The sequence below is a fragment of the Paraburkholderia sp. D1E genome, assembly GCF_052682275.1.
The window spans coordinates 7,633,207-7,646,146 of sequence record NZ_JBQYMB010000001.1 but is presented as its reverse complement, the minus strand read 5'-3'; the positions used below and the strand labels follow the sequence as shown (position 1 = coordinate 7,646,146).

The window sequence follows — 12,940 nt, the reverse complement described above, 5'->3', positions numbered from 1 at the left end:
CTGGCGCGAATATAGAAAGCCAATTTGCAACCGTCTTGGCAGTTCGCGGCGCTTTGAATGAGCATTTCGGCATAGCCTGAGCAGCGCCTTGGCTGTCGGCCTGTCAGTGGCGGCGTGCGGCTGCGGATTTCCGCATATGCTTAAGAAAAAAGGCGGCCAGTATCCGCTCAGGAAGCGATGGAGAGGCGGCCCTGAGAAGCCGCTCGGGAAACCGGCGCGGACGCGGCGGCTTGATTGCGATGGCGCTTACGCGGAAACCAACTTCCGTGAGCGCGCAGGCAAAAATGCGAGAAACGGTCGAAGCGCCAGATGTGACTGATCGCAAGCGAAAACAACGTCAATGTTCGGCTGGCTGGCGCAGCAATTCAAAAAAGAACGTCAATGCTCGCCTTGCTGGCGCAGCAATTCTTCACGCAGGCGCAGGATCGGCGCTTTGGTTTCTTCGTCGGCCCAGGTGTCAAGATCGTCGATCGCGCGCTGACAGCCGTCGAGCACCAGATCGAGGTCCACCGGCACGCCGTTGTTCAACGCGAATTCGATGGTCTCGGCGAACTGCTGGCACTCGTCCTCGCCGTACGAAATGTCGAGGTTGTCGGCGATCACTTCAGCGATGTTGCTGCGCGCCTTGTCGTCGGGCGTCACCATGTCGACGATGCCGCGCGCCACCGCTGGCGAATAGTAAAGCGCGATGTCGAGCCATTGTGCGGGATCGAAGTCGGCCTGGTCGAACTGGTTCTCGAAGTACTCGATCGCTTCCTGCTCGTGCGCTTCGTCCGCGTCGACACTCATGCACAACTGCTCAAAAAATTCTTCCCGCTCGCTGCGGATATAACCGTCCATCGATGCCTCGTCTGCTGAATGCCGGATGCCCGGATGCCCGGATGCCTGAAAAATGCTGTGCGGCGGGTGATTGCGTCGCCCACGCGGCACGCATTATAGGACGGCGGGCTGACAAGCGTGGTTACGTGGCCCGCGGGCGGATCGTGCTGTGCGGCCGGCGTACCCAAAGCAGCGTGTCTTCAGGCAGGCCGTGACGAGATCGCTCCCTGCAACCGAAGTTCTCTCTGCCGGCCTACGCCGTGTCCGCGACCCAGGCGTCGAACCATTCACGCGGCTGCGCGATTTCGTTTTGCGCGGCCACCAGTTCCAGCTCGTAACGCCCAGCCTGCCACGTCGCTTTCACCACCGCGTTCACGGCGGCCAGCGTGTGCTCGAAGGCCGCGCGGATCGAATCGCCCAGCAGCGTGCGCGCGACAAACACGGCGCTCGTCAGATCGCCGACGCCCACCGGCTGCCGCGCGAACGGGTAGAGCGGCCGCTGCCCCATCCAGGCCTCGCGCTCGGTGACGACCAGCATGTTGAAACGGTCCGCGGGGCTGTTGCGATCGAGTAGGTGTTTGACCAGCATGAGCTTCGGCCCGCGGGCGATGACCTCGCGGCATGCGGTCACAGCTTCTTCGAGCGTCTCGATCTCGCGTCCCACGAGGCGCTGCAACTCGGTATGATTCGGCGCCATCGCGTCGGCTATCTCCGGCATGGTGCGCACGAGAAATTCCTGGATGCCCGGTTCGACCTTGCAGCCGCTCGCGGCGCCCATTACCGGATCGCAGAAGTACCACGCGCGCGGATTGGCGGCCTTCACGGTCTTGACGATCTCCACCACCGCTTGCGCTTGCTCGGGCGTACCGAGATAGCCGGACAGCACGGCGTCGCAGCGCGGCAGCATGCCGATCGCGCCGATCCCTTCGACGAGGTCTTCCATCTGCGAGGCCTCGATCGCACCGCCGGTCCAATGGCCGTATTGCGTGTGGTTCGAGAACTGGACGGTATTGAGCGGCCAGACATTGACGCCGAGCCGGCGCATCGGAAACGCGGCCGCGCTGTTGCCGGCGTGTCCGAAGACGACATGTGACTGGATGCTCAGAACGTTTTTTGTCATGGTGTGGCCCGCGCAAACAGTCAGGCGCGATCAATGAAAACGGAAGGGTGGCCGCGGTGACGAACCGGCTTGGGCCGGCCGCCTGAAGCGGCGTTCCTGTTTCAGATGGTGCAAGGAAAATGCGCAATCTGCATAGTCAGGAAACAATACATGAGTTTGTCATGCGCGAGTCGATCCGTCCCCGTGTTGTTGCGTCGAACCATCAAACGGGTGGGGGATCAGGCGAGTTCGCGATACAACGCCAGATATTGCTCGGCCGAGGCGCCCCAGCCGAAGTCCTGGTTCATCGCGCGACGTTGGGTGGCCTTCCACTCGGTGCGGCGGTCATAGAGCGCAAAGGCGCGGCGGATCGCCGCTGCAAGGCCCTTCGGCTCGAATCGTTCGAACACGAAGCCGGTAGCGAGATCGTCGGCGAGATTTTCGAGCGACGCGTCGACCACCGTGTCCGCCAGGCCGCCGACGCAATGCACGAGCGGCAGCGACCCATAAGCCAGCGCATACAGTTGCGTCAGCCCGCATGGCTCGAAGCGCGACGGCACCGCGATCACATCGCTGCCGGCGACGATGGTATGCGCGAGTGTTTCGTCGAAACCCAACTCGACCGCCACCGATTCCGGATGGGTGTGGGCAACGCGCTTTAAACCGTTTTCGAGCGCCGGGTCACCGGTACCGAACACCACCAGCTGGCCACCGCGTTTAACAATTTCGGGGACCGTCTCGAGCAGCAGGTCGAGGCCTTTCTGCTCAGTCAACCGGCTCACCACGCCGAATAGCAGCGCATCGCTTTTCTGCGCGAGGCCGAAGCGCTTCTGCAGCGCCTCCTTGCACGCCAGTTTGCCGGCCAGACGGGTGACCGTGTAGTGATCGTCGAGCAGCGTGTCGGTGGCGGGATTCCATACTGAGTAATCGACGCCGTTCAGAATGCCGCTCAGATCGTGCGAGCGATGGCGCAGCAATGCGTCGAGGCCGCCGCCCTGGGCGAGCGTCTGGATCTCGCGTGCGTAGGTTGGGCTGACGGTGGTGATGCGATCGCTGTAGTAGAGGCCGGCCTTGAGGAACGACAACTGCCCATAGAATTCGACGCCGTGCATGCTGAAGAAGTCGTCCGGCAGCGCCAGCTGGCCGAACTGGTGCGCCGGAAAAACGCCTTGATACGCGAGGTTGTGCACGGTAAAGACGCTGCGCGCGAACGAGCGGCCGTGCTGCCGTTCAGCCGCCTTCAGATAGGCGGGCGCGAGCCCGGCATGCCAGTCGTGCGCGTGAACGATCTGCGGCGCCCACGCCGGGTCGAGGTGCTGCGCCAGTTGGGCGGCGACCCAGCCGAGCAGGGCGAAGCGCTGCGCATTGTCGCCGTATGGCACGTGTTCGTCGTTCAGATAGGGGTTGCCGGGCCGGTCGTACAGCGAACCTGCGCGGATCACGTAGACGATCAGGCCGTTCGACGGCAGCGTGCCCTGTTCGAGCGTAACGCCGGGCGAGTCGAAACGGCGGCCCAGTTGCGCCACCGGCCGCAAGTCGGTCAAGCCGGCGACCACCGCCGGAAAGCCGGGCAGCAGCACCCGCACATCGGCGCCGCGCTCGATCAGGGCGGGCGGCAATGCACCCGCGACGTCGGCGAGGCCGCCTGTTTTGAGGAGGGGATACAGCTCGCTGGCGACGTGCAGGGCGCGAATCGTCATAGGCTCGGTCTCGTTCCTGTTAGTGCGGGGTTTGCATCAGGTGTGCATCCGGTGTGCCCGAGCGGCAAGACGGGCGGCGGCTTTGCCCTTCCGTTCGTTTGCCGTCCCGGCGAAGGATCACGTCCCCTTCTGCCGCAGCGCCTCGGGCGTGACCAGTACCACGCCGTCTTCGGTGCGATAGAAGCGTTCGGCGTCGGCCACCGGATCTTCACCGATCACCGTGCCGTCCGGAATGGCGCAACCGCGGTCTATCACCACTTTCTGCAAGCGGCAACTCGCGCCGACGGTGACCTGCGGCAACAAGACTGCCTCATTGATATTACAGAACGAACTCACTTTCACGTTCGACGACAGCACCGAGCGCGAAATCTGCGAGCCGGAAATCACACAGCCGCCGCACACGATCAGATTGTTGCCGGTGCCTTGCAGGCCTTTCATGTCGCGTACGAACTTGGCGGGCGGCAACTGTTCCTGATACGTCCAGATCGGCCAGTTGCGGTCGTACAGATCGAGCGTCGGGATGGTGGAGGCGAGATCGAGGTTGGCTGCCCAGTAGGCATCGATCGTGCCGACGTCGCGCCAGTACGGCTCCACGGTCGGGTCCGACGATACGCACGACATGCTGAACGGATGCGCGATCGCGGTGCCCTGTGTGACGACGCGCGGCAGGATGTCCTTGCCGAAGTCGTGATCGGTGTCGACGCTCGAGATGTTCTCTTCTAGCAGCGAATACAGGTAATCGGCGCTGAACACGTAGATGCCCATGCTGGCGAGCGCCGAATCCGGGCGACCCGGCATGGCGGGCGGATCGGCGGGTTTCTCGACGAAACCGGTCACGCGGCGGTTTTCATCCACGGCCATCACGCCGAAGGCCACGGCCTCCATGCGTGGCACCTCGATACAGCCGACCGTGCAATCCGCGCCGCTCTCCGCGTGATCCGCGATCATGCGCGTGTAGTCCATCTTGTAGATGTGGTCGCCCGCCAGCACCACCACGTATTTCGGCCGGATCGAGCGGATGATGTCGAGATTCTGGAACACCGCGTCCGCGGTGCCGCGGTACCAGTGGGCGCCTTCCACGCGCTGCTGTGCCGGCCAGAGATCGATGAATTCGCCGAATTCGCCGCGCAGGAAACCCCAGCCGCGCTGCAGGTGACGCAATAGCGAGTGCGCCTTGTATTGCGTGACCACCGCGATGCGGCGGATGCCGGAGTTCAGACAGTTGGAGAGCGCGAAGTCGATGATCCGGTATTTGCCGCCGAAGTGCACCGCCGGTTTGACGCGCTTGTTGGTGAGCGGCCCGAGCCGCGTGCCCCGTCCGCCCGCAAGGACGATGGCGAGGGTGGTGCGTTGCAGATCGTTCAGCCGTGCCGGAGTTTCCATGTCTGTCTCCTTTTGTCGACCGGAGTTGGTGCTTTGGCTGTCGGCCAGAGTTGGCGCTTTAGCGCTTACTCTGACCCCATGCAAAGCACTTACTCCGGTCCCATGCAAGATGGTTGCTGATTAGTATGCCCCGGGTGGTCCTGTGCTGTCTGTGATGTTGATTCGTGCTGCCAGGCGGCTCCGTCTTCGCGGGGCGTCTGCTAGTTCTAGCACCGAATTGCCGCGGGCGAATAGTGAATTCTGCGATGCCGCTCGCGCGGCCGCCTTGCAAACGATCAACCCTTGCACGCGGAGCATCCGTGCGCCACGACACACAGAGCGTAAGGTGAGCAGGCGGCAATATGCGTGCCACATCAGCCGACGCCGTCATGCGTTTGCGCGCGCGGCAGCAGAGTCCGGCAGCGCGTCGTAGAATCGTCCGCTCTGAACGGGGCTCGGGCGTTGGCTTGCCGACGCGCGTGCCTGCAGGCTTCCCGCTGATTTCTCCTTGCAAGAAAACTATCGATGAATTTTCGCCGCGAGTCTTTGTCCGCCCTGTTGAGCGCCTGCGTGCTAGCCGCTGCGCCAGGTGTTTTCGCCGCCACGCCGGCCAGCGCCGCTTTGGCGAATAGTTCTGTTAGTGCGGGTAGTCCGGGCAGCCAGCCCGGCCCCGCCGCTGCCGGCGCCGCGCCGGCTGTAGCCGTCGACAACAGCGGTCCGGCGTACGGCCCTGAGTTGCAGGGCTTCAACTATCCGGCGCCGGTCGAGCAATACGACTTCACCTCGCAAGGCGTGGCGTTGCATATGGCGTACATGGATATCAAGCCGGAGCACGCGAACGGACGCACGGCCGTATTGCTGCACGGCAAGAATTTCTGCGCGGCGACGTGGGACGCGACCATCCATCGTCTGAGCGACGCCGGTTATCGGGTAATCGCGCCGGACCAGATCGGTTTTTGCAAATCGAGCAAGCCCGAGCACTATCAGTACAGTTTTCAGCAACTGGCGCGCAACACGCATGCGCTGCTCGAATCGCTTGGCGTAAGCGACGCCACGGTGATCGGCCATTCGACCGGCGGCATGCTTGCGATCCGCTATGCGTTGATGTATCCGCATGAGACCCAGCAACTGGTGCTGGTCAATCCGATCGGCCTCGAGGACTGGAAGGCGAAGGGCGTGCCGTCGTTATCCGTCGACCAATGGTACGAGCGCGAACTGAAGACGACTGCGGACGGGATTCGCCGCTATGAGCAGGCAACCTACTACGCCGGCCAGTGGCGCGCGGACTATGAACCGTGGGTGCAGATGCTGGCGGGGATGTACCGCGGCCCTGGCAAACAGATCGTGGCGTGGAATTCCGCGCTGCTTTACGACATGATTTACACGCAGCCGGTGGTGTATGAACTGGGCCACCTGACCATGCCGACGCTTTTGCTGATCGGTCAGAAGGACACGACCGCGATTGGCAAGGACGCCGCGCCACCTGAAGTGCGCGCGAAGATTGGTCACTACCCCGAACTGGGCAAGGCAGCCGCGAAGGCGATTCCGCACGCGACGCTCGTCGAATTCGCCAATTTGGGGCACGCGCCGCAGATGCAGGATCCGCAGGCGTTTCATAAGGCGCTGCTCGAGGGGTTGGCGGCGGTGCCGGCGAATCGGTGAGGTTTGGCGGGCGTTCTGGGCTTGGGCGAGGTTAGAACCAGGGCTTGATCTCAGTTAAAGCGCTTCGGTTGAAGTCAGAGCTCGGGCGTGAGCTTGAGTTGAAGTGCTTCAGTCGAAGCCAGAACCGGGATGTGAGTTTGAGTTGACGCTTGGGATCGAGGTTGAACTCGCCTGACCTGACCTGACGCGGTGAGGATTGCTGCGTGGCAACCCGATGCTCGTGTACTCAGGGCAGCCAACTGATCAACGAAAAAAGAAGGGCGGCCTTTACTGATACAGGCCGCCCTTTTTGTTACTCGCCGGCGTTGTTACTTACCGGCGCCCAATTCTTCACGCACTTGCGCGCCGATCTCGAACGAGCGCAGCCGCGCTTTGTGATCGTAGATCTGCGCGGTCAGCATCAATTCATCCGCGCCGGTCTGATCGATGATCGACCGCAGCCCTTCGCGTACCACATCGCGATCGCCGAGCACGGTGCAGGCGAGCGAATGCGCGACGCCGTTTAACTCCATTTCCGATGCTTCGAGCCGCTCGACTGGCGGCTGCAACTGACCAGGCGTGCCGCGCCGCAAGTTGATGAACTGCTGCTGCAGCGAGGTGAAGAGACGCTGCGCCTCCTCATGGGTATCGGCTGCGAACAGATTGACGCCAACCATCGCGTACGGTTTGTCGAGCGTCGCCGATGGCCGGAATTGCTCGCGATAGACGCGCAGCGCGGTGAGCATATGATCGGGCGCGAAGTGCGACGCGAATGCGAACGGCAGCCCAAGCACCGCAGCCAGTTGCGCGCTGAACAGCGACGAGCCGAGCAGCCAGAGCGGCACATGCAGGCCTGCGCCTGGAACGGCGCGAATGCGCTGACCCGGCACGGGGTCGGCGAAATAGCGTTGCAACTCGACGACGTCATCCGGGAAAGAGTCCGCGCTATTTTGCAGATCGCGGCGCAGCGCGCGGGCGGTGCTTTGGTCGGTGCCGGGTGCGCGGCCGAGGCCCAGGTCGATGCGGTCCGGATAGAGCGAGGCGAGGGTGCCGAACTGTTCCGCGATGACGAGCGGGGCGTGGTTCGGCAGCATGACCCCGCCGGAGCCGACACGGATTTTCTTCGTCCCACCGGCGACGTAGCCGATCACCACCGACGTGGCAGCGCTGGCGATGCCGGTCATGTTGTGGTGCTCCGCCAACCAGAAGCGGCGGTAATTCCAGTTTTCCGCGTGCTGGGCGAGGTCGAGTGTGTTCTTGAACGCGTCTGCAGGGGTGGCGCCTGCGGTGACTGGCGATAGGTCGAGGACCGAGAAGGGGATCATTTTCTGTTCATTTGCTGTTTCGGGCGCTTTCGCGCGATGGGGCATTGTGGCAAAGGTTTTGGTTTTCTGCCGGGGACGGGGGGATGTCCACGTTCGTGGAAGGGGGTTTAGGGATTGGTTTTTGCCTGTTCAGGCTGCGGGTGATTTGGGTTGCCTGTGCGGCGCTTTGTTTGTTGGTTTGCCTACGGCGGTGGGGGTTGCTTGATTTGGTTGCCTGCGTGGCGCTTTTTGGTTGTGTGCCTGTGGCGTTGGCCTTTCCTTGATTTGTTATTGGTGTATTAGCGTCGCCCCTGTGCGGGGCAGGCACCTACTTTTCTTTGCCTGCGGTGTGTGTCAAGGTAGTTGTCGCATGAACCGTTACGCTGCGTGCTTATACATTTTGGCCGACGCGTGAGTTCGCTCCGGGTTCAGATAGACCGAGTCTGCCAGGTGCCAGTTGCGGATGGCACCTGACCAGCGTGCGGGGTTCTGCCTGCGCGCGTCTTCGTACAGCGCACACCGGCGGGCCAGCAGATCGTTGGCTTCGCCGCGATGCCGTTGCCCCGGACTGACATACTTCAGGCCGCTGTGACAGTGCTCTTCGTTGTACCACTGCACGAAGCGCTGCACCCATGCGCGGGCCGCCTCCAGCGTGTCGAACGGCTGCTCAGGCCATAACGGGCAGTACTTGGCCGTACGGAACAGTGACTCGGCAAAGGCGTTGTCGTTGCTCACACGCGGCCGGCTGAACGAAGGCTGCACGCCCAGATCGATCATGGCCGCGCGCATCGTGGCGCCTTTCATTGCACTGCCGTTATCCGAGTGCAGCACCAGCGGACGCCCGGCGATACCTTCACGCAAACATCCCTTGTTCAGCAACTCGCTCGCGTGCTCAGCCGACTCCTGCTCCCACACCTCGTTCATCACCAGTTTGCGGCTGTAGATGTCCTTCATCATGTACCAGTAAAAGTACCGGCCCCTGACCGTGCCCGGCATCCACGTGATATCCCAGCACCACACCTGGTTCGGACCATCGGCACAATGCGTCGTAAGCGTGCGTCGTTGCGGGGCTCGCGCGCGGCCCCGGCGCTGGCCCTGTCCCGCCGCCTTCAGGATCCGGTAGAACGTCGATTCGCAAGCCAGATAAATCCCTTCATCCGCCAGCTTCGGCACGATCTGGTGCGGCGTCAGACTCGCGTAGCCCGGACGGTTGGCCGCATCAAGCACGGCCTGACGTTCTGCCTCACTCAGCCTGTTGGGCGGCGCTGCACGCTTCACCTGAGCGCGCCCGTCCTGCGGCGACAGGCGCCAGCGCTGGACACTGCGCACGCTGAGTCCCAACTGCTCGCATGCACGCGCACGGCGTGCCCCCTGCTGTACGGCTTCATCGATCAGCTGCATGGCTTCATCGCGATCCGGGCGGCTGATCAGTCTTCCTCTTCCTTGCCCCAGATCGCTTCGGCTTTTTTTCGCAGATTCAGCAAGGCCGCCGCCTCCGCGCGGGCCGCGTCAGCGCGTTTGAGCTGGCGCTCCAGTTCACGGATGCGCTTTTGCGCAGCCTTCGCCTCGTTGCGCCGGGCCGCCGTGGGCTTCGTTTCAGGCACCGCGTTGGCCTGCTCGCACGCCTCGCGCCACTGCCGGATCTGCTCCGGATAAATGCCTTTACTGCGGCAGTATTGTGAGGTCTCGATCTCGTTGAGCGACGCCGTCTCCAGCACCGCCCTGAACTTCCCGGCGCTTGACCACTGATCGCCCGTTTTGCCATTGCCCGGCATGAATTTCCCTGTATCTCTTGCATGCTGCCGCCAGGTCCGCAGCGTCACCGTGGTGATGCCCGTCGCCCCCGCCAGCTCGATGACCGCACGATTGAACGGCGGCATCATCTGCTGGATTACCCACTCCCGGGTTTCCGCTGAATAGCGTTTCATCTTCCATTCGCTGTCCGCCCCCCCATCTTTACATCAATCGGTTCGGGTGAGGCGACAACTAGCCTGACATGGAGGGCCTGCTGCAAAGAAAAGTAGGCAAAAGAAAGCAGCTCACCCCGCTAACTCTTAAGCGGGTCCCCCGCACAGCCACGGTAGTGGCGCATCTGGAATCTGTGTTCCCGCACACTCCACGTTCGTGACAAGGCAGTCATGCTTCCCGCCTCGCACTAAGCGCTCGCCGGAAGGGTTCATCAGGAAACATGGGCTTCGTCTGGGCGTGGTGGGAGCCATCGGCTTCGCCTCGGCGCGGCGCTGAAAATGCCGAATGGCGTTTGTTGGGGAGCGTCGGCCGGCACATCAAGCGGTCAGCGGCGCTCGCGCCTCCCCGTCCCTCTCGCCGGACGCAGGTCTTCGTCCAGGAAGCAGCTGTGGGCTACCGCGACAGTTTGTAGTTTGCGGAGTTTCCGCTGAGCGTCGACAACAGCATGCCAATTGATGAGCCACCGCTGGGCGTCACAGCAGCGCTGTGGTTTGATGAAATGCCACCGAGTGTCCACAAAAACGCGTGGTTGCTGAAGTACCGCTGCGGCGCGCGCAGCGCCGCCGGAAGTATGACAGCCTTGTCACCGAGGCTGAATGTGCGAGAACACAGATTCCAGATGCGCCACTACCGCCACTGTGCGGGGGACCCGCTTAAGAATTAGCGGGGTGAGCCGCTTTCTTTGCTTATCTTTCTTTGCGGCGGCAAAGAAAGTAAGTGCCGCCCCGCACAGGGGCGACGCTAATAGACCACTAACAAATCAAGCAAAGGCCAAAACCATAAAAACACAAACAAGCGCCACGCAGGCAAAAAAACCAGGCAAAGACCACCGCCATAGGCAAACCAATAAACAAAGCGCCGAACAGGCAACCCCCCCTCGTTACATGCAAACCCGATATAGATATGGCCGATCAATATTTAACAACCGCATGTAGCGCTGCTACCTTAAACCCCTCGAACAGAGCAACGCATCCAGCAAACAAAGCCCCCGCCCCGCCGGGCAAAAAACCCGTCCATGGAGACACCAGCGTGTCCATCGAATTCATCGGCATGATCCAGACCCGCAAGGTGTCTGAAACCCACGCACCGCAAGGCCCGGTCATCGACATCGACTACGTGGAGCAGTTCGCCCGCGCTCACGAAGCAGCGGGCTTCGACCGCATCCTCGTACCGCATCATTCGACGAGCCCCGACGCGCTCCTCACCGTCGCCCACGCGGCAAGCGTCACGAGCAAAGTGCATTTCATGCTCGCGCATCGCCCGGGCTTCGTTTCGCCGACACTCGCCGCGCGTCAACTGGCAACACTCGATCACTATTCCGGCGGCCGTCTCGCCGTCCACATCATCTCCGGTGGCGATGATGCCGAACAACGCCGCGACGGCGACTATCTGTCGCATGACGAACGCTACGCCCGCACCGACGAATATCTGCACATCCTGCGCCGCATCTGGACCGAAACGAAACCCTTCGATCACAACGGCCAGTATTACCGCTTCGAACAAGGCTTCTCTGAAGTAAAACCGGTACAGCAACCCCATATCCCCGTGTACTTCGGCGGCGCGTCGGCACCGGCGCTCGAAATCGCCGGCCGTCATGCAGACGTCTACGCGCTGTGGGGCGAATCGAAGGCGCAAGTGCGTGAACAGGTCACCCGCGTACGAGCCGAAGCCGCCAAACATGGCCGTACCGTGCGCTTCTCGGTGTCGTTTCGCCCCATTCTTGCCGCGACCGAGGCGGCTGCCTGGGAACGCGCGGAGCATATCCTCGAAGAAACGAAGCGGCTGCGCGCGGCGCAAGGGCTCAGTGTTGGCGGCCCGGCGCAAAGCGAAGGCGCGCGCCGGTTGCTGGCGGCATCCGGTGAATCGGATCGTGTCGATGAACGTTTGTGGACCGGCATCGCCAAGGAAATCGGCGGACGCTCGAATTCGACCGCGCTGGTCGGCACGCCGGAACAGGTCGCCGAGACACTCGCCGAGTATTACGCGCTCGGCGTCTCGACCTTCCTCGTGCGCGGCTTCGATCCGCTCGAAGACGCCGTCGACTACGGCCGCGAACTGATTCCGGCCACCCGCGAACGCATCGCACGCGTCGAACGCGTGGCCGCCTGAACGGAGCGACGATGACTGATCTGTCTGCCCCGTTGCAAAACACCCCGGCGCTGCAAGGAGCCTCCACACAGCAAGACACTCTGGCGCAGCAAAACACGGCGGCGTTGCAAAGTACCCCGGCGCAACAAAACACCCCAGACACGCCACCACTCCAGCGTCACGCGCCGCTCCGTAAATTCTGGTTCGACGACGTCCCGCCGCGCGAAAGCATTGCGGCCGAACGGCGCTATCGGCAGGAACGGCTCGCCGTGGCGTTTCGCCTGTTCGCCCGCTATGGTTTCGATCAGGGTCTCGCCGGCCATATCACCGCGCGCGACCCGGAGTGGCCCGATCACTTCTGGGTCAATCCGTTCGGCAAGCACTTCAGCCGCATTCGCGTGTCGGATCTGCTGCTGGTGAATGCGCAAGGGGAGATTGTGGTCGGCGATGGGCCGCTGAATCAGGCGGCCTTTGCGATTCACGCGGCGATTCACGAGGCGCACCCCAATGTGGTCGCCGCCGCGCACACGCATTCGCTCTACGGCAAGGCATGGTCGACGCTCGGCCGCACGCTCGACCCATTGACGCAGGACTCGTGCGCGTTCTATCAGGATCACGCCTTGTTCGACGACTTCCGCGGCGTCGTTCTCGATACCGATGAAGGTGCGCGCATCGCCGCGGCGCTGGGCGAAAGAAAAGCGGTGATCCTGAAGAATCACGGCATCCTCACGGCCGGTCCGAGCGTCGAGGCCGCAGCGTGGTGGTATATCGCGCTCGATAACGCCTGCCATACGCAATTGCTCGCCGAATCCGCCGGCACGCCGCAAGCTATCCCGCACGATGTCGCCACGCTCACGCACGAACAGGTAGGCCGCCCCGGCGGCGCGCTGTTTGCGTTCCAGAGCCTGCTGGAAGGGCTGGTCGAAGCCGAGCCTGACGTCCTGACCTGAACGCCTCCA

9 protein-coding genes are annotated in these 12,940 nt (G+C 62.7%); 3 read left to right on the top strand and 6 right to left on the bottom strand.

Translation table 11 applies throughout. The features are described 5' to 3' along the window. Positions 1–378: 378 nt before the first annotated feature. From ACUN0E_RS34300 to glgC, 4 genes are all read right to left on the bottom strand, one after another. Complete coding sequence (locus ACUN0E_RS34300) at positions 379–840, bottom strand: hypothetical protein (RefSeq protein WP_121109772.1); 462 nt, start codon at positions 838–840, stop codon at positions 379–381. Between the two features lie 232 nt (positions 841–1,072). Further along, positions 1,073–1,939 carry a pyridoxal kinase PdxY gene (pdxY, locus tag ACUN0E_RS34295; protein WP_408394113.1) on the bottom strand — a complete coding sequence of 289 codons (867 nt, stop codon included), beginning with the start codon at positions 1,937–1,939 and terminating at the stop codon, positions 1,073–1,075. Positions 1,940–2,157: 218 nt separating this feature from the next. Continuing rightward, positions 2,158–3,618, bottom strand: a complete 1,461-nt coding sequence (glgA, locus tag ACUN0E_RS34290; protein WP_408232383.1) for a glycogen synthase GlgA — start codon at positions 3,616–3,618, stop codon at positions 2,158–2,160. A gap of 117 nt (positions 3,619–3,735) precedes the next feature. Next, on the bottom strand, positions 3,736–5,001 hold the full coding sequence (glgC, locus tag ACUN0E_RS34285) for a glucose-1-phosphate adenylyltransferase (protein WP_408232380.1): 1,266 nt from the start codon (positions 4,999–5,001) through the stop codon (positions 3,736–3,738). Between the two features lie 504 nt (positions 5,002–5,505). Here glgC and ACUN0E_RS34280 point away from each other — a divergent pair. Continuing rightward, the gene (locus ACUN0E_RS34280) at positions 5,506–6,642 is read left to right on the top strand and encodes an alpha/beta fold hydrolase (protein WP_408394116.1); all 1,137 of its coding nucleotides are present in this window, start codon (positions 5,506–5,508) and stop codon (positions 6,640–6,642) included. 308 nt (positions 6,643–6,950) lie between these two features. Here the strand turns inward: ACUN0E_RS34280 and ACUN0E_RS34275 are convergent, their stop codons facing one another. Continuing rightward, the gene (locus ACUN0E_RS34275; RefSeq protein WP_445569395.1) at positions 6,951–7,946 is read right to left on the bottom strand and encodes an LLM class flavin-dependent oxidoreductase; all 996 of its coding nucleotides are present in this window, start codon (positions 7,944–7,946) and stop codon (positions 6,951–6,953) included. Between the two features lie 357 nt (positions 7,947–8,303). Further along, a protein-coding gene (locus tag ACUN0E_RS34270; RefSeq protein WP_445569394.1) for an IS3 family transposase occupies positions 8,304–9,853 on the bottom strand; the annotation gives its coding sequence in 2 pieces (ribosomal slippage) (positions 8,304–9,379 and positions 9,379–9,853; 1,551 coding nt in all). Positions 9,854–10,922: 1,069 nt separating this feature from the next. Here ACUN0E_RS34270 and ACUN0E_RS34265 point away from each other — a divergent pair. After that, positions 10,923–12,002 carry an LLM class flavin-dependent oxidoreductase gene (locus ACUN0E_RS34265; protein ID WP_408242189.1) on the top strand — a complete coding sequence of 360 codons (1,080 nt, stop codon included), beginning with the start codon at positions 10,923–10,925 and terminating at the stop codon, positions 12,000–12,002. 11 nt (positions 12,003–12,013) lie between these two features. After that, positions 12,014–12,931, top strand: a complete 918-nt coding sequence (locus tag ACUN0E_RS34260; RefSeq protein ID WP_445569393.1) for a class II aldolase/adducin family protein — start codon at positions 12,014–12,016, stop codon at positions 12,929–12,931. Positions 12,932–12,940: the final 9 nt, after the last annotated feature.

Excerpts from the sequence above, each read along its gene's own strand:
- pdxY (WP_408394113.1), bottom strand. The coding sequence starts at position 1,939 with ATGACAAAAAACGTTCTGAGCATCCAGTCACATGTCGTCTTCGGACAC.
- ACUN0E_RS34275 (WP_445569395.1), bottom strand. The coding sequence starts at position 7,946 with ATGATCCCCTTCTCGGTCCTCGACCTATCGCCAGTCACCGCAGGCGCC.
- glgC (WP_408232380.1), bottom strand. The coding sequence starts at position 5,001 with ATGGAAACTCCGGCACGGCTGAACGATCTGCAACGCACCACCCTCGCC.
- glgA (WP_408232383.1), bottom strand. The coding sequence starts at position 3,618 with ATGACGATTCGCGCCCTGCACGTCGCCAGCGAGCTGTATCCCCTCCTC.
- ACUN0E_RS34260 (WP_445569393.1), top strand. The coding sequence starts at position 12,014 with ATGACTGATCTGTCTGCCCCGTTGCAAAACACCCCGGCGCTGCAAGGA.
- ACUN0E_RS34280 (WP_408394116.1), top strand. The coding sequence starts at position 5,506 with ATGAATTTTCGCCGCGAGTCTTTGTCCGCCCTGTTGAGCGCCTGCGTG.
- ACUN0E_RS34300 (WP_121109772.1), bottom strand. The coding sequence starts at position 840 with ATGGACGGTTATATCCGCAGCGAGCGGGAAGAATTTTTTGAGCAGTTG.